The 19,807-nt window shown below is 52.7% G+C and carries 20 protein-coding genes; 16 read left to right on the top strand and 4 right to left on the bottom strand.

Annotation, left to right across the window (positions count from 1 at the left end; genetic code table 11):
- The first annotated feature begins 407 nt into the window (after window positions 1-407).
- Window positions 408-1,799: an MATE family efflux transporter gene (locus KI379_RS21420; RefSeq protein ID WP_089549346.1), complete on the top strand. Its 1,392-nt coding sequence runs from the start codon at window positions 408-410 to the stop codon at window positions 1,797-1,799.
- A gap of 105 nt (window positions 1,800-1,904) precedes the next feature.
- Here the strand turns inward: KI379_RS21420 and KI379_RS21425 are convergent, their stop codons facing one another.
- The 3 genes from KI379_RS21425 to KI379_RS21435 form a co-directional block, all read right to left on the bottom strand.
- A complete protein-coding gene (locus KI379_RS21425; protein WP_212984864.1) occupies window positions 1,905-2,669 on the bottom strand; it encodes a DeoR/GlpR family DNA-binding transcription regulator in 765 nt (254 codons plus the stop codon).
- A gap of 186 nt (window positions 2,670-2,855) precedes the next feature.
- On the bottom strand, window positions 2,856-3,794 hold the full coding sequence (locus KI379_RS21430; RefSeq protein WP_089549344.1) for an NADP-dependent oxidoreductase: 939 nt from the start codon (window positions 3,792-3,794) through the stop codon (window positions 2,856-2,858).
- A 19-nt stretch (window positions 3,795-3,813) separates the two neighbouring features.
- On the bottom strand, window positions 3,814-5,196 hold the full coding sequence (locus KI379_RS21435) for an MFS transporter (RefSeq protein ID WP_089549343.1): 1,383 nt from the start codon (window positions 5,194-5,196) through the stop codon (window positions 3,814-3,816).
- Window positions 5,197-5,355: 159 nt separating this feature from the next.
- Between KI379_RS21435 and KI379_RS21440 the strand changes: the two genes are divergently transcribed.
- From KI379_RS21440 to KI379_RS21490, 11 genes are all read left to right on the top strand, one after another.
- On the top strand, window positions 5,356-6,249 hold the full coding sequence (locus tag KI379_RS21440) for a LysR family transcriptional regulator (RefSeq protein WP_212984865.1): 894 nt from the start codon (window positions 5,356-5,358) through the stop codon (window positions 6,247-6,249).
- Between the two features lie 215 nt (window positions 6,250-6,464).
- Complete coding sequence (locus KI379_RS21445) at window positions 6,465-7,214, top strand: ABC transporter ATP-binding protein (RefSeq protein WP_212985133.1); 750 nt, start codon at window positions 6,465-6,467, stop codon at window positions 7,212-7,214.
- Window positions 7,207-8,826 (top strand): ABC transporter permease subunit, encoded by a 1,620-nt coding sequence (locus KI379_RS21450; protein WP_212984866.1) that lies wholly within the window; start codon window positions 7,207-7,209, stop codon window positions 8,824-8,826. The genes KI379_RS21445 and KI379_RS21450 overlap by 8 nt, the downstream gene beginning before the upstream one ends.
- A 297-nt stretch (window positions 8,827-9,123) precedes the next feature.
- Entirely contained in the window at window positions 9,124-10,122 is a 999-nt protein-coding gene (locus tag KI379_RS21455; RefSeq protein ID WP_089549340.1) for an extracellular solute-binding protein, read from the top strand.
- Between the two features lie 54 nt (window positions 10,123-10,176).
- The gene (phnW, locus tag KI379_RS21460; RefSeq protein ID WP_212984867.1) at window positions 10,177-11,274 is read left to right on the top strand and encodes a 2-aminoethylphosphonate--pyruvate transaminase; all 1,098 of its coding nucleotides are present in this window, start codon (window positions 10,177-10,179) and stop codon (window positions 11,272-11,274) included.
- Window positions 11,271-12,110, top strand: coding sequence for a phosphonoacetaldehyde hydrolase (gene phnX, locus KI379_RS21465; protein ID WP_212969567.1), 840 nt, complete (start codon window positions 11,271-11,273; stop codon window positions 12,108-12,110). Before phnW ends, phnX begins: the two co-directional genes overlap by 4 nt.
- Window positions 12,111-12,241: 131 nt before the next feature.
- A complete protein-coding gene (locus KI379_RS21470) occupies window positions 12,242-12,520 on the top strand; it encodes an ArsR/SmtB family transcription factor (protein ID WP_076173094.1) in 279 nt (92 codons plus the stop codon).
- A gap of 58 nt (window positions 12,521-12,578) precedes the next feature.
- On the top strand, window positions 12,579-12,962 hold the full coding sequence (locus tag KI379_RS21475; protein WP_212984868.1) for a VOC family protein: 384 nt from the start codon (window positions 12,579-12,581) through the stop codon (window positions 12,960-12,962).
- A gap of 101 nt (window positions 12,963-13,063) precedes the next feature.
- The gene (locus KI379_RS21480; protein ID WP_076173092.1) at window positions 13,064-13,660 is read left to right on the top strand and encodes a LysE family translocator; all 597 of its coding nucleotides are present in this window, start codon (window positions 13,064-13,066) and stop codon (window positions 13,658-13,660) included.
- 7 nt (window positions 13,661-13,667) lie between these two features.
- A complete protein-coding gene (locus KI379_RS21485) occupies window positions 13,668-14,453 on the top strand; it encodes an AraC family transcriptional regulator (RefSeq protein WP_076173091.1) in 786 nt (261 codons plus the stop codon).
- Window positions 14,454-14,764: 311 nt separating this feature from the next.
- The gene (locus KI379_RS21490; protein ID WP_163880037.1) at window positions 14,765-15,358 is read left to right on the top strand and encodes a YdhK family protein; all 594 of its coding nucleotides are present in this window, start codon (window positions 14,765-14,767) and stop codon (window positions 15,356-15,358) included.
- 210 nt (window positions 15,359-15,568) lie between these two features.
- Here KI379_RS21490 and KI379_RS21495 read toward each other — a convergent pair whose 3' ends face one another.
- Window positions 15,569-16,645, bottom strand: a complete 1,077-nt coding sequence (locus KI379_RS21495; protein WP_244879396.1) for an LCP family protein — start codon at window positions 16,643-16,645, stop codon at window positions 15,569-15,571.
- 263 nt (window positions 16,646-16,908) lie between these two features.
- Here KI379_RS21495 and KI379_RS21500 point away from each other — a divergent pair, with 263 nt between their 5' ends.
- The 4 genes from KI379_RS21500 (at window position 16,909) to KI379_RS21515 (ending at window position 19,666) form a co-directional block, all read left to right on the top strand.
- Window positions 16,909-17,247 (top strand): antibiotic biosynthesis monooxygenase family protein, encoded by a 339-nt coding sequence (locus KI379_RS21500; protein WP_212984869.1) that lies wholly within the window; start codon window positions 16,909-16,911, stop codon window positions 17,245-17,247.
- 165 nt (window positions 17,248-17,412) lie between these two features.
- Window positions 17,413-17,988 carry an NADPH-dependent FMN reductase gene (locus KI379_RS21505; protein WP_076173088.1) on the top strand — a complete coding sequence of 192 codons (576 nt, stop codon included), beginning with the start codon at window positions 17,413-17,415 and terminating at the stop codon, window positions 17,986-17,988.
- 205 nt (window positions 17,989-18,193) lie between these two features.
- Window positions 18,194-18,772 (top strand): TetR/AcrR family transcriptional regulator, encoded by a 579-nt coding sequence (locus KI379_RS21510; RefSeq protein ID WP_076173087.1) that lies wholly within the window; start codon window positions 18,194-18,196, stop codon window positions 18,770-18,772.
- Between the two features lie 75 nt (window positions 18,773-18,847).
- Complete coding sequence (locus tag KI379_RS21515; RefSeq protein WP_212984870.1) at window positions 18,848-19,666, top strand: SDR family oxidoreductase; 819 nt, start codon at window positions 18,848-18,850, stop codon at window positions 19,664-19,666.
- Window positions 19,667-19,807 lie beyond the last annotated feature (141 nt).

Raw genomic sequence — 19,807 nt, forward strand, 5'->3', positions numbered from 1 at the left:
GTTAGTTGATGCCTAACAACGAGGAGATAGTTCCATCGATGAATCCTCCATCCCTATTCGTTTCAAAACTCCATTGTATTCGCTGAAGACCAACGAAATCCCTTTTAAACGGACCGGAATAAACCATATTTTCATACCGTTGAAAAAACACAGAAATTAACCGTTGACAGGGACCACCCCCGGTGATAACCTCAACCAGAGGAAAAAAGCCAACCTGCTATACGATATGTATGATTGATTAACGCGGCAGACCTTTGAGGAGCCGTTTTTTCAAGACGTTATGTCCTTTGTGGACCCCTAGATCCGCATACCTGGCAAGCCGACTCTTCTTTCCGAAGGGTTTTTTCATTTTATAAAAACGTGGGCATACTGCCAGATGCCTAATCCGACAAAAAGAAAGTGATCCCTTGTATCAGCTAAAGTTTAGGGCGAACACCGAGCGCCTGCTAGACAAACATCTTACCGGTGAATCGATCGATTACCGGCAGATTATTTCCCTGTTCATTCCGATTCTGATCGACCAGGCGTTTATTATTTCGCTGAACATGGTCAACGCTGCCATGATCAGTTCGGCCGGAGTCGCCGCCATTAGTGCCGTCAATATGGTCGACTCGCTTAATATTTTTCTGGTCAGCGTCTTTATCGCCATGTCGACGGGCGGAACGGTCGTCGTCGCGCAGTATAAGGGCAGCGGCAACGACCTGATGGTTTCCAAAGCGGCGTCCAGCACCGTCTCCGCCTGTGCGATCCTGGCGCTGGCACTCAGTCTGATCCTGGTCTTGTTCCACCAACCGCTGCTCAGCGTGCTGTTCGGAGCGGCTTCGCCGGAAGTCATGGACAATGCCAAAGTATATCTGCTCGGAGGCGGCGTGTCTTTTGTGGGGATCGCCATTACTGAAGCGGTGTGCGGGGCGCTGCGCGGGATCGGCAAATCGAGGGCTTCGCTCATGCTGTCCCTGTTCATGAACCTGACCTACGTCGCGCTGAATTTGGTGTTTATTAACCTGCTGCATATGGGCGTGCTGGGCATGACGATCGCGATCAACATTGCCCGGTACCTGGCGGCCGCCTGCGCGCTGTACTTTCTGGTGAAAAGGGACACCGATCTGCATTTCCAGCTCCGGTCCATCGTTCAGGTGAACCTGAAGATGCTCCGCAAAATCTTTTCCATCGGCATCCCGTTTGCAGCGGAGCAGATGTTCTTTAACGGCGGTAAAATGCTGACCCAGATCTTCATCGTCGGCCTTGGCACTTACGCCATCGCCACCAATGCGATCAGCGGGTCGCTGGCAGGCGTGTCTCAAATTCCGGCGAACGCGCTCTCGCTCACGCTGGTGACGGTAGTGGGGCAGTGCATTGGACGGAGAAACGTGGAGGACGCGCGCAAGTTCACCAAGACGTTCCTGTGGCTGGCGTCCTTCTCCTTCGTGCTGACGGGTGTGATCATGATGGCCTTGTTCCATCCGCTGGTCAGCCTGTTCCACCCGCCGAAAGAGATCGTCGGGGACATCTTCACGGTCCTGCTCATCAACCTGATCGCGCAAGTACCGCTTTGGGCTATCAGCTTTATTATGCCGTCGGCGCTGCGGGCCGCGGGGGACTCCAAGTTCACTTCGCTGGTCTCCATGCTGTCGATGTGGCTGTTCCGGGTCATCCTGGGCTATGTGCTCGGCATTGTGCTGCATTGGGGAATCGTCGGCGTCTGGCTGGCGATGAACTGTGAGTGGGGCGTGCGCGGCACCGTCTTCCTGCTGCGTTTCATGGGCAAGAAGTGGTATCAGCACCGCTTGATCGATTGAATATATACGATATCCATATTTAAGGTAAAAAAAGGACTTTCCCCGGCTTGCCAGCCGATCAGGGAAAGTCCTTTTGCGTTAGGCGGTTGCTCTGTTATTCGGCCGCTATTCGTCCGCAATAATAAGCTTCGTCTGCGTCTTTTTAAATTTGGCGGCATAGCTGCGGTCCACCAGGTTGTCTGTCACGATCGCATCGATTTTGTCCAGCGGCGCGATCGCAATGGTGACGTCCCGGCCGAATTTGCTGCTGTCGGCGGCGACGAAAACCTCTTTGGACAGCTCGATCATCTTTTTGCGCGTGGTCGCTTCCTCCAGGTTGTAGTCGGAAATTCCCCGTTCGGTTGTGATGCCGCTGCAGCAAATAAACGCCTTGAGGACGTTCAGTTCATGAAAGTTGAAAATATACTCAAACGTTACGACCGACTGCTCGTCCTTACGGATTTTTCCCCCGATGATCATCAGCTCGATGTCGGTGTTCATCAGCTCGGTAATGACCGGGATGGAGTTGGTAATGACCGTCAGCTTCTTCTTGTCCTTGATGTATTTGGCAATATGGTATGTCGTCGAGCCGCTGTCGATGTAAATACAATCCCCGTCCTGAATGTATTCGCTGCATTTCCGGGCGATGGTTTCCTTCTCCTCCAGCCGGTCGATCATGCGCTCATCCATGGAAGGCTCGCCATACTTGGGCTCGGCCAGCTTGATGCCGCCATAGATTTTGACGATTTTCCCCTGATTGGCCAGCACATTGATGTCCCTGCGCAGCGTGTCCACGGAGATGCCCAGTTCTTCGGTCAGCTCGTTCATCTTCAGCACCTTGCGGACGTTCAGCAGATCGATGATTTTCTTTTGTCGCTCTAATGGCAGCATGTTTTTCACCTGTATTTATGACGTGGAAGCCTAGATATTCAAGTTAAGTCAATACCAGTGTACTGATTACACCTTGCAACTTCAATACCGTTTATACCTTGGAGCCACAGGTTTCTGTTGAGCATCCTGCCCGAAACTGCATGCTCTTGCTCCAGCTAAAAAGGGCCGTTGCCGGCCCTTCTGAATTCAATCCGCGACCCGAAGCACGATTCGTCCCCGTCCATGGCCGGTTTGGCATAGCTCGTGAGCTTGCCTGATCTCATGCAGTGGAAATTCCCTTCCGACCGGTGCCTTTATTTGTCCGTCTGCGATCAGCTGTCCTATTTGCTGGAAAACGGTATCGGGTGCGAGCTCATTGCTGAACCGCGCAGTAATGCCCAATTGCTGAGCCCGCTCCGTGGAGGGGACGTCTACAAGCGAGAGCAAGGTTCCCCCGCGTTTCACGATGGACCAGGAGCGCTCCAGCGTGTCACTGCCAACCCCGTCCAGAACCAAGTCCACATCGTGCACTCTGTCCTCAAATCGGGTTGTTCGATAATCGATGACGGTGTCGGCACCCAGCGATTTGACGTAATCAATGTGGTCCCCCGAACATGTGCCGATGACTTCGGCGCCTTTCCATTTGGCCAATTGAACGGCATACGACCCGACCCCTCCGGCCGCCGCATGAACCAGAACACGCTGGCCTGGCTGCAAATGGCCATGAGCGAACAGCGCCATCCATGCCGTGGTAGCACCTCCTGAGATGGTGGCTGCTTCGCGGAAGGAGAGATTTGGCGGCAAGCTTGCGAGGGTATCCACCGTTGTTGTGACGAACTCCGCGCATGCGCCTTGACTGGCTCTGCCGAATACCGCCTGACCTTTCCGAAATTTCGATACACGGGAACCGACATCGGCGACGACTCCCGCTACAGCTGAGCCCGAGATGAAAGGAAGCTGCAGCGGGACATGCTCCTTCATCAGTCCTTGACGATACGCCCAATCCACAGGCAGTACGCCGACGGCATGCACGCGAATTAAAACTTCCTCCGGTTTAGGAACCGGTACAGGCAGTTGTTCCAATTTCAGCTCCTCTGGTCCTCCATATTGGTGAATGCGGACAGCTTGCATCAGGTTTGAAGTCATCTTTCCATCTCCTTCGAAATCATTTTTGTGTGCTGGATATTGAGGATCCAACGGTTTTACGGGCTCGCACCAGCATAGAATAAAGCGCGACAACCACGAGCAGGACGGTGAACAGCAGGGAAAACGCGTTGCTGTAGCTCATCGCTTGCTCGTGAAAGAGCAGTGGATTCAGCTGAGCGGGAGCTCCCCAATCAAGTACTTTACCAATCAAAGAAGTAGAGACGGCTCCGATGATGAATGTCATCATGGTAAGAAAGCCCATCCCGATACCCATATGCTCCTGTGACAAAGTGAGGGAAACGCTGTTTGACGTAGCTACCTGGATAAAGGTCTGCCCCGTGCTGGCTAGAATCAGGAAGATCCATATATAGGCGGGCGGCATCCCGGGGAATACGGACAAGATACCAAAGGAAACCAAGAGCGGAGCTGCAGCCAGATAGAAGAGAAAGCCATTTCCCCTTTCATCGGCGAGTTTCCCGCCTGTTCTTCCCAGCAAAGCGGATGCCATGGCTCCCGGAAACATAACAAAACCAATGAATGCGGGAGATATATGGCTTATGTTCGTGAGCAGCTGCGGCATAATGAAAGGCATTCCGGAACTCAGGCTTGCCGCTAACAAAGCAATCCCTACGCCCAGGACATAACGCCGATTATGAAACAAGGCGGGCTGAACAAACGGCTCCTCTGCGGACCGGATGCGAAGGATGAATAGAGCAAAGAAGACGAAGCCGGTACCAAAGAACAGCCATGAACTATAAGTGATAGCAAGAAGTATTAACGCAATGGTACCTGCGAGCAGAAATCCGCCGATCCAATCCAGCTTGCTCCCTGTCCGCTCCGGTTCTTCCTGCAAATATTTGCGGAATACAGGCAGAACCAGCAGGATGAACAAAGAAAAACAAAAAAGCATACGCCAATGAAGCATACCTGTCACCAGACTAGCCGCTATAGGGCTAATGGCCGTCCCAAGAGCCAGCCCGCTTACCATCGTGCCAATGGCCCGGCCTCTGTTTTCCGGAGGGAAATATTTGGCCGGTATAATCATGGATACGGCGGGGATCACCGCTCCTCCGGCAGCCTGCAGCATCCGTCCAGCCACCATCATCCCGTAATGCTGTGCCGACAGCCCTAAGAGCGAGCCCGTGACCATAAGGATGAAGCCGAAAGTCAGCAAATCCTTCAGCCGGAAACGGTCTGCCAATTTACCGTAGGTCACTGAACCGATCGCATACATGATTCCATAGCCCGTGGTCATCCAGCTCACCTGTGAAGCCGTCAGCATAAATTCCTCGCGAATGGATGTGAGCACCACGTTAAAAATCGTTGCGTTCATGACCGATATGATCAAGGTGAAATACATGATATGAAGCAGCTTATTGGCCGCATCCTTTTGACCCTCCATCTCCGTAAGTCCCCTTTCCTTTGCGTTCCATCGTGAAGATGGAGATTCATCCACATTATAAAGTTGATAAATGACCGTTAAAAATATAAATTGGTCATAAGTTCATAACTCTAAAGATATAAACTTGATTCGGTCCATCAGAATGGAAGGGTGGAATCCATGGAATTATTGCAATTGAAGTATTTTCAAACCGTCGCCCGGCTGGAACACATGACGAAGGCAGCCGAGGAATTGCATATCGCCCAGCCAGCCCTCAGCAAAACGATCGCCCGGCTGGAGCAGGATATAGGAGTTCCGCTATTTGACCGCCACAAACAAAAAATCCGCCTCAATTCGTATGGCAGACTGTTTTTGCAGCAGGTTGAGCCGGCCCTGACGATGCTGGAAGAGGGGAGACGCCAGGTTGCCGATCAGGCTGGCCTCGAGCAGGGACGTATTGTGTTGGCCACAACGAACCACAAGTGTGACGCGGAGTTTATCAGTTCATTTTTATCGGCGCACCCGAAGGTCAATCTTCGCCTTACCCAAACGACCTCGCACGAGGAGAAGATCGAGCTCCTTCTTGACGGCGAACTGGACTTTTGCATTACTTCACTGCCGATTGAACATGAGGAGATCGAAAGTATTGAATTTTTGCGGGAGGAGATTTTTCTGGCAGTACCCTCCAGGCATCCTTTATCGAATCGCACCCGTATCTGCTTAAGCGAGTTGGCCGGGGAACCCTTTATCGGTTTGGACAGGAAACACAGCTACCGGGTGTTAACCGATCAATTGTGTAAATCGGCGGGTTTTGAACCAAAGATTTCTTGCGAGGTGGATGATACGACCGTCATGAGTGCTTTTGTCAAAGCGGGTATGGGGGTTGCCTTATTAACCGAGGCTGCGAAATTAAAAGAACTCTCACTTATTCTGCTTCCGATTGAGCAGCCTGTGTGTCAGCGCACTTTTCTGTTGGCCTGGTCGAGACATCATTACCTATCCAAAGCGGCTCATACGTTTCGTGATTTCCTGATCCGCTATTATGCGGACTTCACAACAGAATTAGCACAGTAAGCCTTGGTCAAACGCCAAAGCGCCGAATCGGTACTCCAAAGTACTGGTTTGGCGCTTTTTTTACGTAATATGAGAAGCAATGAAGTCGATTTAGGATAAAGTTAGTCAAAATATATGAACAACATATGCATAATTTACTTCAGTTTTACACAATGGACGATTTGGATTGACATTCGCTTTTTATACTGGGGTTGTGTTTATGGGAGGTGAGCCGTCTGCTCAAGCTGCAGCATATTCGTAAACAATTCGACGAAAAGGTAGTTTTGGAAGACATCAGTCTCGAGATCGGCACGGGCGAAATTGTATCGCTCCTCGGTCCGAGCGGAAGCGGGAAGACGACCCTTCTCGGCATTATTCTCGGGTTAACCGATATGGATCAAGGCGAGATCCTGTTTAATGGCAACGACATCAGCCGGGTGCCTATGAACAAGCGCGGATTCAATATCGTGTTTCAGGATTATGCCCTGTTCCCGAATTTGAACGCTTACGACAATATCGTATACGGGCTTCGCAACAAGAAGGGCATCGGCAAGGAGGAGGTTCAGGAAACGATCGATTTTCTGGAGCTCGGGCCCCATCTGAAAAAAAGAATCAGCGAGCTGTCCGGGGGCCAGAAGCAGCGGGTGGCGTTGGCCCGAACGCTGGTCACCAAACCGAAAATCCTGCTGCTGGACGAGCCGCTCAGCGCCCTCGACGGGGTGATCAAGGAATCGATCAAGCAGCGGATTCAGTCGATCGCGCGGGAGTTCAAGCTTACGACGATCATTGTGACTCACGATCCGGAAGAGGCGCTGACCTTGTCGGACAAAATTCTGATCATCAACCAGGGCCGAATCGCCCAATACGGCACGCCGCAGGACATCATCCAGCAGCCGGCGGATGCTTTCGTGGAACAGTTTATTATCCGGCAGCTGCAGATCAAACGGCAGAACATTTACCAGCTTTTTGGTGCGGCCCATGCATAAAGTCAAGCCTGAAATGCGGGTGATCTTCATCCTGATCGTGCTGCTGTTCGCCGTGTTTCTGTTCATCCCGCTGGTGGTGCTGCTCATTCGCTCTTTGGAAAATGACCAGGGCTTTACGCTCGCAAACTATACCGATGTGTGGAGAAAACGGGACCTGACCCGTTCCATTCTGAACAGCGTCAAGGTATCGGCGCTGACCGCACTCATCACGACGGTGCTCGGCTTTATTCTTGCTTATGGTATTCACTGTACCAACGTGTACCGGCCCATCAAGGGCGCAGTAAGAATGTTGGTCGCGCTCCCGATGCTCCTGCCCACAATTACCTACGGATTCGCCATCATGTACTCCTTCGGGAACCAGGGGCTGATCACCCGGATTACGGGACGGAACTGGTTTGAAATTTATGGATTCAACGGACTGCTGCTCGGCTATGTCATTTACACGCTGCCGCCGGCCTTTCTGCTGATCCACAATGCGTTCCGCTACGTGGACCGGAAGTTCATCATCGTCTCCAGGTTGATGGGGGACGGCACGCTGCGCAGCTTCAAAAATACGGTGCTGCGGCCGCTGGCGGGAGCGCTGGGCGGTGCGTTGATCCTGTCTTTTATCCTGAGCTTTACCGATTTCGGGATTCCGGCGTCGGTCGGCGGCACCTACGAGGTCGTTGCAGGGCAATTGTACCAGGTGATGCTCGGCTCCATTCCGGATTTCAACCAGGGGGCGGTCGTTGCGATCGTCATGCTGATCCCGGCGGTGTTTGGCATCTGGCTGCTGCAGGCGCTGGAGAAGCTCAATTTCCACGTCGATAAAATGGCCGATACGCCGCTGCCCAAGCACCGCATACGGGATACAGGCTTCGGGATCCTCTCCCTGTTGGTCGTGCTCGGCATGCTCTCTATCTTTGCGGTTATGTTTATCGCACCGTGGATGAATGGATATCCGTACGATCTCACGTTTACCTTCAAGCATGTGGCGAGTGTGCTGGAATCCGGAGATCTCACAGGGGTGTACAAGCATTCGCTGTGGGTTGCGCTGCTGACGTCCGTCTTCGGCACCCTGGCTGCTTATGCCGCAGCGCTGCTCAATGTGCGTACGAACCTGCGGTGGCGGGGAATCACGGATACCATTTCGATGATCACCAACACGGTGCCGGGCATGGTGCTGGGGATTTCATACCTGCTGTTTCTGAACGGGAGCAGTCTGAAGGGGACGTTTACGATTCTCGTGCTGTGCAACATCGTCCATCTGTTCACGACGCCATACCTGATGGCCAAAAACGCCCTTTCCCGGATGAACCCTTCCTGGGAAACGACCGGGGAACTGCTTGGAGACAGCTGGCTGCGGACCGTCCGGCGGGTGGTACTGCCGAATTCGGCCGCCACGGTGATCGAAATGTTCGGGTACTTCTTCGTCAACGCGATGGTGACGATCAGCGGAATCATCTTTCTGGTATCGGCGCAGACGTCGGTGGTGGCGAGCAAAATCAAGGAACTGCAGCATTTTGCCAAGTTTAATGAAATTTTCGTGCTGTCCATGCTGATCTTCGCAACCAACCTGATGATCAAGGTGCTGTGCGAAGTACTGCAGAGAAGGAGGGCGGTGCGGCGGTGAGCCTGGGGGTTGACCTTCGCCTAGCGGGATTAACTGCTGGTATTTCACGATTTCTTAGTATCGCTCTAGAAGGTTACATGGCTAGCTATGAGCACAATCTACACTCGCATTGACATGGCTTTGAATTTGTTTTCACTATCATTCACTCTTTTCGCCAAGCCCAGCGGAGGGGCTGAAAACAGGGTTTGGAGAAGCGCAGCGATCGGAATCCCGATTCGGACCCGGAGCGGCCTCAGAAGGCACGCAAGCAGCAAGCCAGCATTACCATCATTTTATTTGAAGCGAGGGAATTTACCCATGTCCAAGTCCAAAACGTTCAAAGGCCTTCTGCTCACCCTGCTCGCCATCAGCCTCGTATTCGCTCTGGTCGGATGCAGCAGCAGTAAAGCGGAGGAATCCAAGAAGGTCGTCATCTACACCAACGGTGATGAAGAAGCGGTAGCCGCCATGGAGACCGCGCTGAAAAATGCCGGCTACGACGGCAAATACGTGCTGCAGTCACTCGGCACTTCCGAGCTCGGCGGAAAGCTGATGGCGGAGGGAAGCGATATCGAGGCCGATCTCATCACAATGAGCTCGTATTTTATCGACAGCTCGCAGAGCAAGTACCACATGTACAAGGACCTGTCTTTTACCACGAACGCCATGGATTCCTATCCGTCTTACTATACGCCGATTCTGGCCAATACCGGATCGATCTTCGTGAATACCGAGGTACTGAAGCAAAAAGGATTGGAGAAGCCGGCATCGATCAAGGATTTGACAAAGCCGGAATACAAAGGCCTGGTATCGATTCCGAACATTATGGACTCCTCCACCGGCTGGCTGCTCGTACAGGCCGTCATCACGCAGTATGGAGAAGAGGAAGGCAAGCAGGTGCTGCACGATCTGATCGCGAACGTCGGCCCGCATCTGGAGAGCTCGGGCTCCGGCCCGATCAAGAAGGTTGAAGCCGGCGAAGTTGCCGCAGGCTTCGGACTGCGCCACCAGGCGGTCAAAGCCAAGGCTTCGGGCGCGCCGATCGACTATGTCGACCCGTCGGAAGGCAACTTCTCGCTGACCGAATCGATCGCGGTCGTCGATAAGAAGAACGCCACGACCGACCTCGCCATGAAAATGGCCGAGACGATCATCAAGGATGCGCGCAAGGACCTGATCACGAACTATCCGGTCGCCCTCTACCAAGGGGAGACGGTCGAAGACATCAACAAGCCGGCCAAATCGATGAAGTTCGCCAAACCGCTGACGGTGGAGCTCCTTGAGGAGCACCAGAAGTTTTTTAACGATGCCAAATAACAAGTGGCGACGACCCAAGAATGAACCCAATATACCGCAGGGAGTGACTTACCCATGAACCAATACAAGCTGTTAACCCCGGGGCCGCTGACCACGACCCGTACGGTGAAAGAGGAAATGCTCCTGGACCGCTGCACCTGGGACGATGACTATAAATCGATCACGCAGCGGATCCGGTCCGAATTGCTCGGCATCGCCGGCGCCGATCCCGCGGAATACACCGCCGTACTGATGCAAGGCAGCGGCACATTTGCGGTCGAATCGGTCATGACCTCGGCCATTTCCGACCAGGATAAGGTGCTGATCATCACGAACGGCGCCTACGGCGAGCGGATCGTCCAGATGGCGCGGTATATCGGCTTGAACTATGCGGAATATCGCATCGATTATGACCGGCATCCCGACGAAACGGAGCTTCGCGGCTTGCTTGAAGCCGATCCTTCCATTACCCATATCGCGATGGTTCACTGCGAGACGACGACGGGCATATTAAATCCGCTCGAAACCGTATCTGCGCTGTCCCAAGCCTACGGCAAAACGCTGATCATCGACGCCATGAGCAGCTTCGGCGGCATCGCGATCGATGTGCCGGGCCTCGGAATCGACTATTTGATCAGCAGCGCCAATAAATGCATTCAAGGCGTACCCGGCTTCGGGTTTGTCATTGCCAGATTGGAGAAGCTGAAGGAACTCCAAGGCACGGCGCGCAGCCTATCGCTGGATCTCTATGACCAATGGAAGGGCATGGACAAGGACGGCAAATGGCGGTTTACCTCGCCTACCCATGTCGTGGCAGCCTTTGCGAAGGCCCTTGACGAGCTGGCGGAGGAGGGGGGCGTCCCGGCCAGGTTTGAACGCTACCGCCAGAACAACCGGCTGCTTCGCGACCGGCTGGCCGGCATCGGGCTGTACGCCTATATCGAGGAAGCGAAGCAGTCGCCGATCATTACGACGTTTTTGTTCCCTGAGGGGCAGCATTTCAGTTTTGCCGACTTTTACGCCTATGTGAAAGAAAGGGGCTTCGTCATCTACCCCGGCAAGCTGACGGACGTCGATACATTCCGCATCGGCAACATCGGGGAGATCTATGAGGAAGACATCGAGCAGTTGTGCGGTATAATCGAGGAATATATGGGAGGGATGAAGCGATGAACCGGATTGAGGGCGTGATTTTGGATTGGGCCGGAACGGCCGTGGACTTCGGCTGCTTTGCGCCGGTGAACGTATTTGTCGATATTTTTAACCAAGCTGGCATTGAGGTTACGATGGAGGAAGCCAGAGCACCGATGGGCATGCTCAAAATCGACCACATCCGCGCCATGCTGTCTATGCCGAGGATTTCTACTCTCTGGAAGGACAAGTACGGACGGGATTTCAGCGAAGAGGATGTGCACGGGCTGTACGCCGCGTTTGAGCCTGCGCTGATGGCCTCCCTGACCGAATATACGGATCCGATACCCGGCGTGATCGAGGCGGTGGAAGCGCTGCGGGCGGACGGACTGAAGATCGGCTCCACTACAGGATATACACGTTCCATGATGGACGTCGTCACTCAGGGCGCACGGGAAAAGGGGTATTCTCCCGACCATCTCGTCACCCCCGACGAAACGGGATCTTACGGGAGACCGTATCCGTACATGATTTACCGCAACATGGAGCATCTAAAGCTGTCCGCATCCTGGAAGGTGGTCAAGGCCGGCGATACGGCCTCCGATATCCAGGAAGGCATACAGGCCGGTGTATGGTCGATCGGCGTCGTCATCGGCAGCTCGGAGATGGGCTTAAGCCAGGAGGAATACGACCGCTTGTCCGCGGCCGAGCGGGCCGAGGCGATTGAGCGCACGAGACGGGCGTTCCTGACGAACGGGGCCGATTTTACGATCGATACGCTGGCCGATCTGCCGGCCCTCATCGGAACGATCAACCAGATGTTGGCCAAAGGCGAACGTCCCGGCCAAGCACAGCGGCTGCAGACCGCAGAGCTGTAATAGCATACAGTGCAGCTGTTATCTAACCGCGCTTCGGCGCGGTTTTTATATTGGCTTGCCCTGTTGAGTTCATGCAACCTCACAGTTGCTTATTGTTGACATGCAACCTCGGGGTTGCTTATAATGGGTTTATGAATTGGGACAAAGACGCTATATTCAAAGCTCTTGCCGACCCGACTCGACGGCTTATGTTAGACGAGCTATCCGAGCGTAACGAGCTGACGTTGTATGAACTTACGGTACGTCTCATTATGAAGCATGAGCTCTCCATTTCGCGGCAGGCGATTGCCAAACATCTTGCTGCATTGGAAGAGGCAGGGCTCGTCATGACAGAAAAGAAGGGAAAATATCGAGTCATTATTTTCAACAACGAGCCGCTTAAACATTTGCTGGAGGGATGGGTAGAGTAATGTAAAGGTGCCGATTGTAACGAGAGCACCCACACCAATTTCAAAGGAGGCACAAAGGATGAAAATCGTTGTGACCAGTATATTTGTATCAGACCAGGACCGGGCACTTCAGTTTTATTCAGAAAAGCTGGGGTTTGTTAAAAAGGAGGACGTTCCCGTCGGTGAATACAGGTGGATCACGCTTGTCTCTCCGGACGAGCAGAACGGCACCGAGCTCTTGCTCGAACCGAATAACCATCCTGCTGCCAAGGAGTATCAAACGAAGATATTTGCTGATGGCATCCCGGCAGCGATGTTTGGTGTGGAGGATATTCATACCGAGTATAAGCGGCTGTTGGAAAACGGAGTGAAGTTTACGATGGAGCCGACCCAAATGGGCGATCTTACGATAGCCGTCTTCGACGATACATGCGGCAACCTGATTCAGATTGTGCAGAAGTAAAACAGGAGAGCGGCTGAAGAAGCCCCTGCAATAATGTACTATCCGCCTGCCGGCCCCGCACCCTATAATGCTAAAAAACGACGGTGTGAGGAGTATCCAACATGAACATTGCTTCTTTTCTGCTGTACTGTGTCATTGTTACCTTTACGCCGGGGCCATCGAATATCGTCATTTTGGCGGCGGTCCGGCAGAAGGGCTTCAGGCAGGCGGCCAAATATATTGCCGGGGCTTCTATCGCTTACTCTTTGCTGGTGGCCGCTTCGGTCGTGGTGAACCGGGAGCTGGCTACGGGGATGCCCGTCGTTCTTACGGTACTAAGGATCGCCGGCAGCTTGTTTATTCTGTACCTGGCATACCAGATTTACCGCATGGACGTGTCCAAGGCGGCGGCCAAGCAGACGGCGTCATTTATGTCGGGATTTTGGATGCAGTTTCTGAACCCGAAGGTGGTGCTGTTCACCATTACCGTCATTCCCATTTACGTCATGCCCTATTATTCTTCAGGTTGGGTCTTGGCCCTTTTTGTGGGATTGGTCTCGCTGATTGGCGTTGCCGCCTATTTTTCCTGGGGGCTGTTCGGCACGCTGCTCAAGGGTATTCTGCAAAAATACCAAAAAATCTCGAATATCGTTTTCGCCCTGCTTCTGGTATACTCGGCCGTAATGGTATCCGGGATCACAGACATCGCGAGGGGGTGAGCGGAGGATGGAACGGTTCGAGTATAAGCAGGCGGCGGGCATTACCGCGCTGTCGGCGAGCATTGCCGATTTTACGTATAAAAAGCACTGCCACGAGGAGTACGCGCTCGGCGTCACCCTCCGCGGCGTTCAGCAGTACGACCTGGAAGGGAGCCTGCAGTCCTCCCACCGCAGCGGTGTGATGCTGTTTCATCCTGAGCAGACGCATGACGGCTGGTCGCAGGAACGCTCCGGCATCGATTATGTCATGCTCTACATTCACCCGGATCAATTCCTGGAGGCTTTGGGGAAAAAGGAAGTGCTCCGCTTTTCCGACCCTATCGTGTACGACGCGGGGCTGCGGCGCAGCATTCTCGATCTGTCCACCGCCATTGCCGGCGGCCAATCCGAGGATGTATGCAGCGAGCTACTGTTTCGGGTTGCGGGCCACTTTTCGCAGGACATATTGCGGCCGATGGACATCAAGGCCCCTTCGTTCACCCGTAAAGCCAAAGAACGGATCCACGAGAACCTGGAGCATGTGCTCCGCCTGGACGAAATCAGTGGAGAGTTCGGGATGTCCAAATACCAGTTCATCCGGGCATTTAAGGCCAATACCGGGCTCTCACCCTACCAGTACTTCCTGAACTGCCGCTTGGAGCGGGCCCGGCAGCTGATTGAAAAGCACCGGGACATTTACCTGGCGGTGAGCAGCTGCGGTTTTGTGGATCTGGCCCATTTGAACCGCCATTACAAGCATGTGTACGGCACGACGGCATTCGAGTTTTTGTCTTACTTGGAGGGGAAGCTCTGACCTCGTTAGATTCGTTCTAATAAGTTCGTTATACGGCATGTCATCCGAAAGGATGGCATGCTTTTTTGCGTTTTGCGTTTTGCGTTGGAGACACCGGACTGGCTCCCGGATAGTGGCCCTGTCTGAAAGGGAGGTTCTTTCGTCATTTCCCATGGATCTTCGGATTGAACGGCTGCTTATTGGAGCGGAGTTTTAAAAGAAAACGTTATGGGCACAATGGATGTCATGCAATGTTCATGATTATAGTATAGGGTACTAGGGTATATTAAAAGAGAACAGTCATTCTGAAGACGAAAAGGAGTGCTGACATGATGAAAAAACAATGGCTTATGCTCATCGCCGCAGCCATGCTGGTGCTGGGAGGGTGCCAAAATAATGACTCCGCGTCGGAGCCGGCATCCGTGACCCCGTCGCAGCACGAGCAGGCAGCGGATGATTCGGACAAGAACATGGACCAGATGGACGAGATGCATCATTCCGGTTCCGGGGAAGTTCCCGCAGGGCTGAAAGAAGCGGCGAATCCGGCTTTCAAAGTAGGAAGCCAGGCGATCATCGAGGCCGGCCACATGAAAGGGATGAAGGGCGCCAAGGCTACCATTGTCGGTGCCTATGACACAACGGCCTATGCTGTCTCCTACACGCCGACAACCGGCGGGCCCAAGGTGACGAACCACAAGTGGGTAATCCACGAGGAGATCGAGAACGCCGGGGCCGAGCCGTTCAAGCCAGGGGACGAGGTCGTTCTGGAGGCGGACCATATGCCGGGAATGAAGGGCGCCAAAGCGACGATCGATTCCGCCGAGAAAACGACGGTGTATATGGTGGATTATGAGCCAACGACGGGCGGCGATCCGGTCAAAAACCATATGTGGGTTACGGGAAGCGAGCTGTCGGCTGCCAAATAACCGTCCCGAATACCTCCTATACCATCCAGGGCCACAAACAAGTGGCCCTTTGTTATTTTCCAGGCCGATGCTCGTAGAAGAATTTCTATTACGGATTCATCGCCCTTTTGCAATATTGGATAAGCATCGAAAATAAAAAAGCACCCTCTAAGGGTGCTCACGTAAATTTGGGGCGGATCCCCATCCCTACTTTCCGGAAAGGCTAATGAGTTACTCTCCGGAATATAAGCCGATACGGTTCCCGAGGGTCGACAGCCTCTTCGGCTTTTGGTCCAGCTCACCGGCCAAGACGGTCAGTGCTTCTTTGAGCTGCTGCTCATTCCAATACACATAGGGGCTTTTCCACTGGCCCTCGACGGTCTGCATCTGGATTTGGTCCGGTTTCATTTTTTTGTAATTGAGGAGCCAACGTTCCATGTTCTTCGCGGGAATGTCCGTCTGGACCTGTTCCCCGATAATGTCCAGCACCTGCCCCCATTGGCTGATGCCTTTAAATGAAGTGAGCTTGTCCAGGACCTGGTTCAGCACCTGCTGCTGACGCCGGTTCCGGTCAAAATCCGAAGACGGCGACGATCCGTCGTTGGACTTCCGGTAGCGGACGAAGTCGAGCGCCTGCTTGCCGTCCAGATGCTGCATACCCTTGCGCAGATTGATATCCGTGCCGTCCGCCGTATCTTTGTAGCGCATGTCCATGTCGACGTCAACATCGACGCCGCCGACGGCATCGATGATCTGCCGGAATCCTTCAAAGTTGATCATAACCATGTAATCGACCGGAATGTGGAACAAGTCGCCAAAGAACTCCTTCGTGTCGGCCATGGCCGCCTTTTTGTCCTTGATATAGTAATGGGCGTAATAGTAGTTGGCTTTGTGCGTCCCCAGCTGGGATTGGCTGATTTTTAAATCCCGGGGGATGGATATTAAGCTGGCCGATTTCTTTTCAGGATTCAGCGCCCCCAAAATCATCACGTCGGTATTGATCGTTCCCCCGCTGCCTTCGCGGTTGTCGATTCCGGCGAGCAGAAAAGTCATCGGCTTCATGTCGGCCTCGGTTACGCTTTCAACCGGCGGCTCGCTGACGGCCTCCCCTTGTTCCTGCAGCTGGGACTGGGGTGCGTAATATTCGGCGGCAGCCGATATTTTATGTAAGGTTGATATCGCTTTATGATGCAAAAATCCAAGGAATCCGCCTACTCCGATCAGCAGGAGCGCGATTACAGCCGTGATGCTGAGCATCCACTTGCGGAGCCGGCTCATTTTCTTCTTTTTTTTGGAACGTGGTTGCATAACATCCTCCAATCCTATTCTATCAAAAAAAGCACTATACATATGTATACTATAATTATTACAAGCGAGCAACTTTACATAGGTTTCATTATACAATGTACAAAACTTAGCGTTGAATACAGCCGGCAATGAACCTTCAACAGAAAGATGATTCCATCTCTTGACAATCGGCATATTCTGGAATAAGATGAATTCCATAAATGACAGTAAGTACTGACAGTCATAATTGGCTTGGCATTGTTTAAAATAAAGGAGGAAAGGAAATGGGAGATGATAAAATGGGCCGAAAACCGGTCGTGTGGGTCAATGCCTTTCAAGTGAAGCCGGGCAAGCTGGACGAATTCATGCGGATTCAATCTGAGGAGCTGCGTTCTTTTGCAGAACAGGACACCGTAAACGGAGCGCTTGGGAGCCGCCTTCTGCGCGCATCCCATCGGGACCGGGCCATAGCCATTGCATTGTTCGAGAGTGTAGAGGCCCACCAATCCTGGCTTAAACAGGCGGATTTCTCAGCGCATTACGACAAGATCAAGGATCTGATCGAAGGGGCGGAAGGCGATTATTATACGGTTGAGGCCGCCTACGGGGCAACCATTGAGTAAACAAGGCGGGCGGCGAGAGCCGGGTGACGGGATGGCTGTGAGTGAGTACCTGTGAATGAAATGTACCCTGAATGACAGTAAGTACTTACTGTAACCTATGAATAAACTATTAATCTATTTATGAGCTACTAATCTATTTTGAATCATGGAAGGGGTTATGAAGTCATGATGAATATTGGAATTATTATTGGGAGTACCAGACCGGGACGCAACGGGGAGGCGATCGGCCGCTGGGTGCATGAAATCGCAAGCAGTCGGAGCGACGCCAGATTTGAACTGGTCGATATCGCGGATTACCGGCTGCCGCTGTTTGATGAGCCGATGTCCCCGATTATGGGGCAGTACTCCAAGGAACATACGGTGGCATGGTCGAAGAAAATCGCCGAGTTTGACGGCTTCGTGTTCGTGACTCCCGAATACAACAAATCCATACCCGGAGCACTGAAGAACGCCATCGATTTCCTGTACTATGAATGGAACAACAAGGCGGCAGGCATTGTGGCTTATGGCGGCGGCGGAGGCTCGCGTGCAGCGGAGGCGCTTCGATTGATCCTTGGCGAGCTGATGGTAGCTGATGTTCGCGCACAGGTGGGGCTGTCCCTGCATACCGATTTTGAAAATTACACGGTTCTGAAGCCGGGCGCCCATCAGGAAGCGGCGGTTCATGCTATGCTGGATCAGCTTGTGTCCTGGAGCGAGGCGCTTCACACCGTTCGGCAGAAGGAGAAAGCCCACGCCTAAAAGGGCTCTCCATGTTATACTCTTTATAGCCAATCCGGAGGATGATGCCGGGTTGGCTTTTTTTCTACTATATAATGCGGTTTGGAGCAGGGTGTCTATCCTCCGTTCGAGTGTCCCTTGACAAGACGACCAGGGATCGTTAAGATTAGAATGAACGTTCTATCGTGATTCAAATTTCGAAAGCAGGCTGGAGGCTAAACCGATCATGTTTGAGAAATATAACAAAGTTCAGCAGGCAGTGCTGGAAACGACGCTGCGTATTATTATCGAAAAAGAGCTGCAGGCGACGTCGATGGCGCTGATCGCCAAGGAATCGGGCGTGTCTACCGGAAGTATTTATCATTATTTTTCAAGTAAGGAAGAAATTATAAACGAATTGTATCGAGCGATCGTTCTATACAACGGAGAGTATGTAACACGGGGGATGGACGCCAAGGAACCGATCCGGACCCGTTTTAACCGCGCCTGGGAGAAAGTGTTTCAAGTCAGCCTTACACATCCGGAAGGTTTTCAGTTTATCGAACAGTATTCGTTCTCTCCGTATATTAACGATGCCGTCAAAAGGGAATCGTATGATGGCGGCTGGTGTAAGCCGATGGCGGCTCTGTACGCGAAAGCGATCGAATACCAGCTGTTCATTGAGCAGGAGCCGGCCATGATGGTGCAGATGCATTACGGCACGATGGCTTACCTGGTCAAAGGGCATTTACAAAAGCATTTTACGCTGACGGATGAAGTGATTGAAACGGTCATTAACTCCTGTTGGAAGTCGGTCGCCAAATAACGCCGCACCATAGGTGTGGTTTTTTCAGCCTGCTAGAATGAACGTTCAATATAGTAATCGAAAGGAGCTTATACAATGAGCAAAACGATATTAATTACCGGAACCAGCTCGGGTCTGGGTAAATTAACGGCCATCCATTTTGCGAAAATGGGCTGGAATGTAGCGGCAACGATGCGCACGCCGAAAAAAGAAACGGAACTGACGGCATACAGCAACATTCAACTGTTCAAAATGGATGTGACGGATGTAGACCAGGTTCAAACCGCCGCGAAGCAGGCGATCGATGCCTTCGGCACCATCGACGTTGTCGTTAACAACGCCGGGATGGGCACTTACGGGGCGCTTGAGCTGGCCGAAGAAGAGGCGATTGACTGGCAGTTTGCCGTAAACACACGGGGACCGATTAATGTGATCCGGGCGTTGCTGCCGCATTTTCGGGCGAACGGAGGAGGGATGTTCATCAATATCAGCTCCTTCATGGGCGTGACAAGCGCGGTTCCGCTGGGGTCCTTATATAACATGTCCAAGTTTGCCCTTGAGGGACTGACGGAGGGCCTCTATTACGAACTGAAACCGCTGAATATCGAACTGAGGCTTGTGGAGCAGGGAGGATCGTCGGGGAACAACTTTATGAACAATATGGTCTGGAGCACGAATCCCGACATTCATGACTACGATGAGCTCACGGCCCGGCTGAAGAAGCGGTTGGAACAGCCGGAGGGAACCGACGCGGATGATCCTCAAACGATCGTGGATGTCATTTCGGATCTGGCCACCGGCAAGAACAGGCAGTTCCGTACGCTCGTGGGGAATGCGGCCCATGAATTGATGCGTCTCAGACAGTCCGTGACGATTGAGGAATACTTGGAGACGATGCGAAAGACATTTTTGTAAAAATCGATCCCCCTGTTCAACGCATGCGGCATGTCATGTATAAACAAAACTGTACGGCTTTATTCCAACCAGATTAGAATGAACATTCTATCGGTAACAGCGGCCATTTCATATCTAAAAAAGATCAACTCCGGTGGGGTT

Source organism: Paenibacillus cineris (genome assembly GCF_018333335.1).
GTDB lineage: Bacteria > Bacillota > Bacilli > Paenibacillales > Paenibacillaceae > Paenibacillus_AQ > Paenibacillus_AQ favisporus.

What these genes read in the sequence shown, in the direction of transcription:
- KI379_RS21480 (WP_076173092.1), top strand. Translation starts at nt 13,064, where the DNA reads ATGAACATTGCTTCTTTTCTGCTGTACTGTGTCATTGTTACCTTTACG.
- KI379_RS21490 (WP_163880037.1), top strand. Translation starts at nt 14,765, where the DNA reads ATGAAAAAACAATGGCTTATGCTCATCGCCGCAGCCATGCTGGTGCTG.
- KI379_RS21485 (WP_076173091.1), top strand. Translation starts at nt 13,668, where the DNA reads ATGGAACGGTTCGAGTATAAGCAGGCGGCGGGCATTACCGCGCTGTCG.
- KI379_RS21475 (WP_212984868.1), top strand. Translation starts at nt 12,579, where the DNA reads ATGAAAATCGTTGTGACCAGTATATTTGTATCAGACCAGGACCGGGCA.
- KI379_RS21515 (WP_212984870.1), top strand. Translation starts at nt 18,848, where the DNA reads ATGAGCAAAACGATATTAATTACCGGAACCAGCTCGGGTCTGGGTAAA.
- KI379_RS21440 (WP_212984865.1), top strand. Translation starts at nt 5,356, where the DNA reads ATGGAATTATTGCAATTGAAGTATTTTCAAACCGTCGCCCGGCTGGAA.
- KI379_RS21505 (WP_076173088.1), top strand. Translation starts at nt 17,413, where the DNA reads ATGATGAATATTGGAATTATTATTGGGAGTACCAGACCGGGACGCAAC.
- KI379_RS21430 (WP_089549344.1), bottom strand. Translation starts at nt 3,794, where the DNA reads ATGACTTCAAACCTGATGCAAGCTGTCCGCATTCACCAATATGGAGGA.
- KI379_RS21450 (WP_212984866.1), top strand. Translation starts at nt 7,207, where the DNA reads ATGCATAAAGTCAAGCCTGAAATGCGGGTGATCTTCATCCTGATCGTG.
- KI379_RS21495 (WP_244879396.1), bottom strand. Translation starts at nt 16,645, where the DNA reads ATGCAACCACGTTCCAAAAAAAAGAAGAAAATGAGCCGGCTCCGCAAG.
- KI379_RS21425 (WP_212984864.1), bottom strand. Translation starts at nt 2,669, where the DNA reads ATGCTGCCATTAGAGCGACAAAAGAAAATCATCGATCTGCTGAACGTC.
- KI379_RS21510 (WP_076173087.1), top strand. Translation starts at nt 18,194, where the DNA reads ATGTTTGAGAAATATAACAAAGTTCAGCAGGCAGTGCTGGAAACGACG.
- KI379_RS21470 (WP_076173094.1), top strand. Translation starts at nt 12,242, where the DNA reads ATGAATTGGGACAAAGACGCTATATTCAAAGCTCTTGCCGACCCGACT.
- KI379_RS21435 (WP_089549343.1), bottom strand. Translation starts at nt 5,196, where the DNA reads ATGGAGGGTCAAAAGGATGCGGCCAATAAGCTGCTTCATATCATGTAT.
- phnW (WP_212984867.1), top strand. Translation starts at nt 10,177, where the DNA reads ATGAACCAATACAAGCTGTTAACCCCGGGGCCGCTGACCACGACCCGT.
- phnX (WP_212969567.1), top strand. Translation starts at nt 11,271, where the DNA reads ATGAACCGGATTGAGGGCGTGATTTTGGATTGGGCCGGAACGGCCGTG.
- KI379_RS21500 (WP_212984869.1), top strand. Translation starts at nt 16,909, where the DNA reads ATGGGAGATGATAAAATGGGCCGAAAACCGGTCGTGTGGGTCAATGCC.
- KI379_RS21455 (WP_089549340.1), top strand. Translation starts at nt 9,124, where the DNA reads ATGTCCAAGTCCAAAACGTTCAAAGGCCTTCTGCTCACCCTGCTCGCC.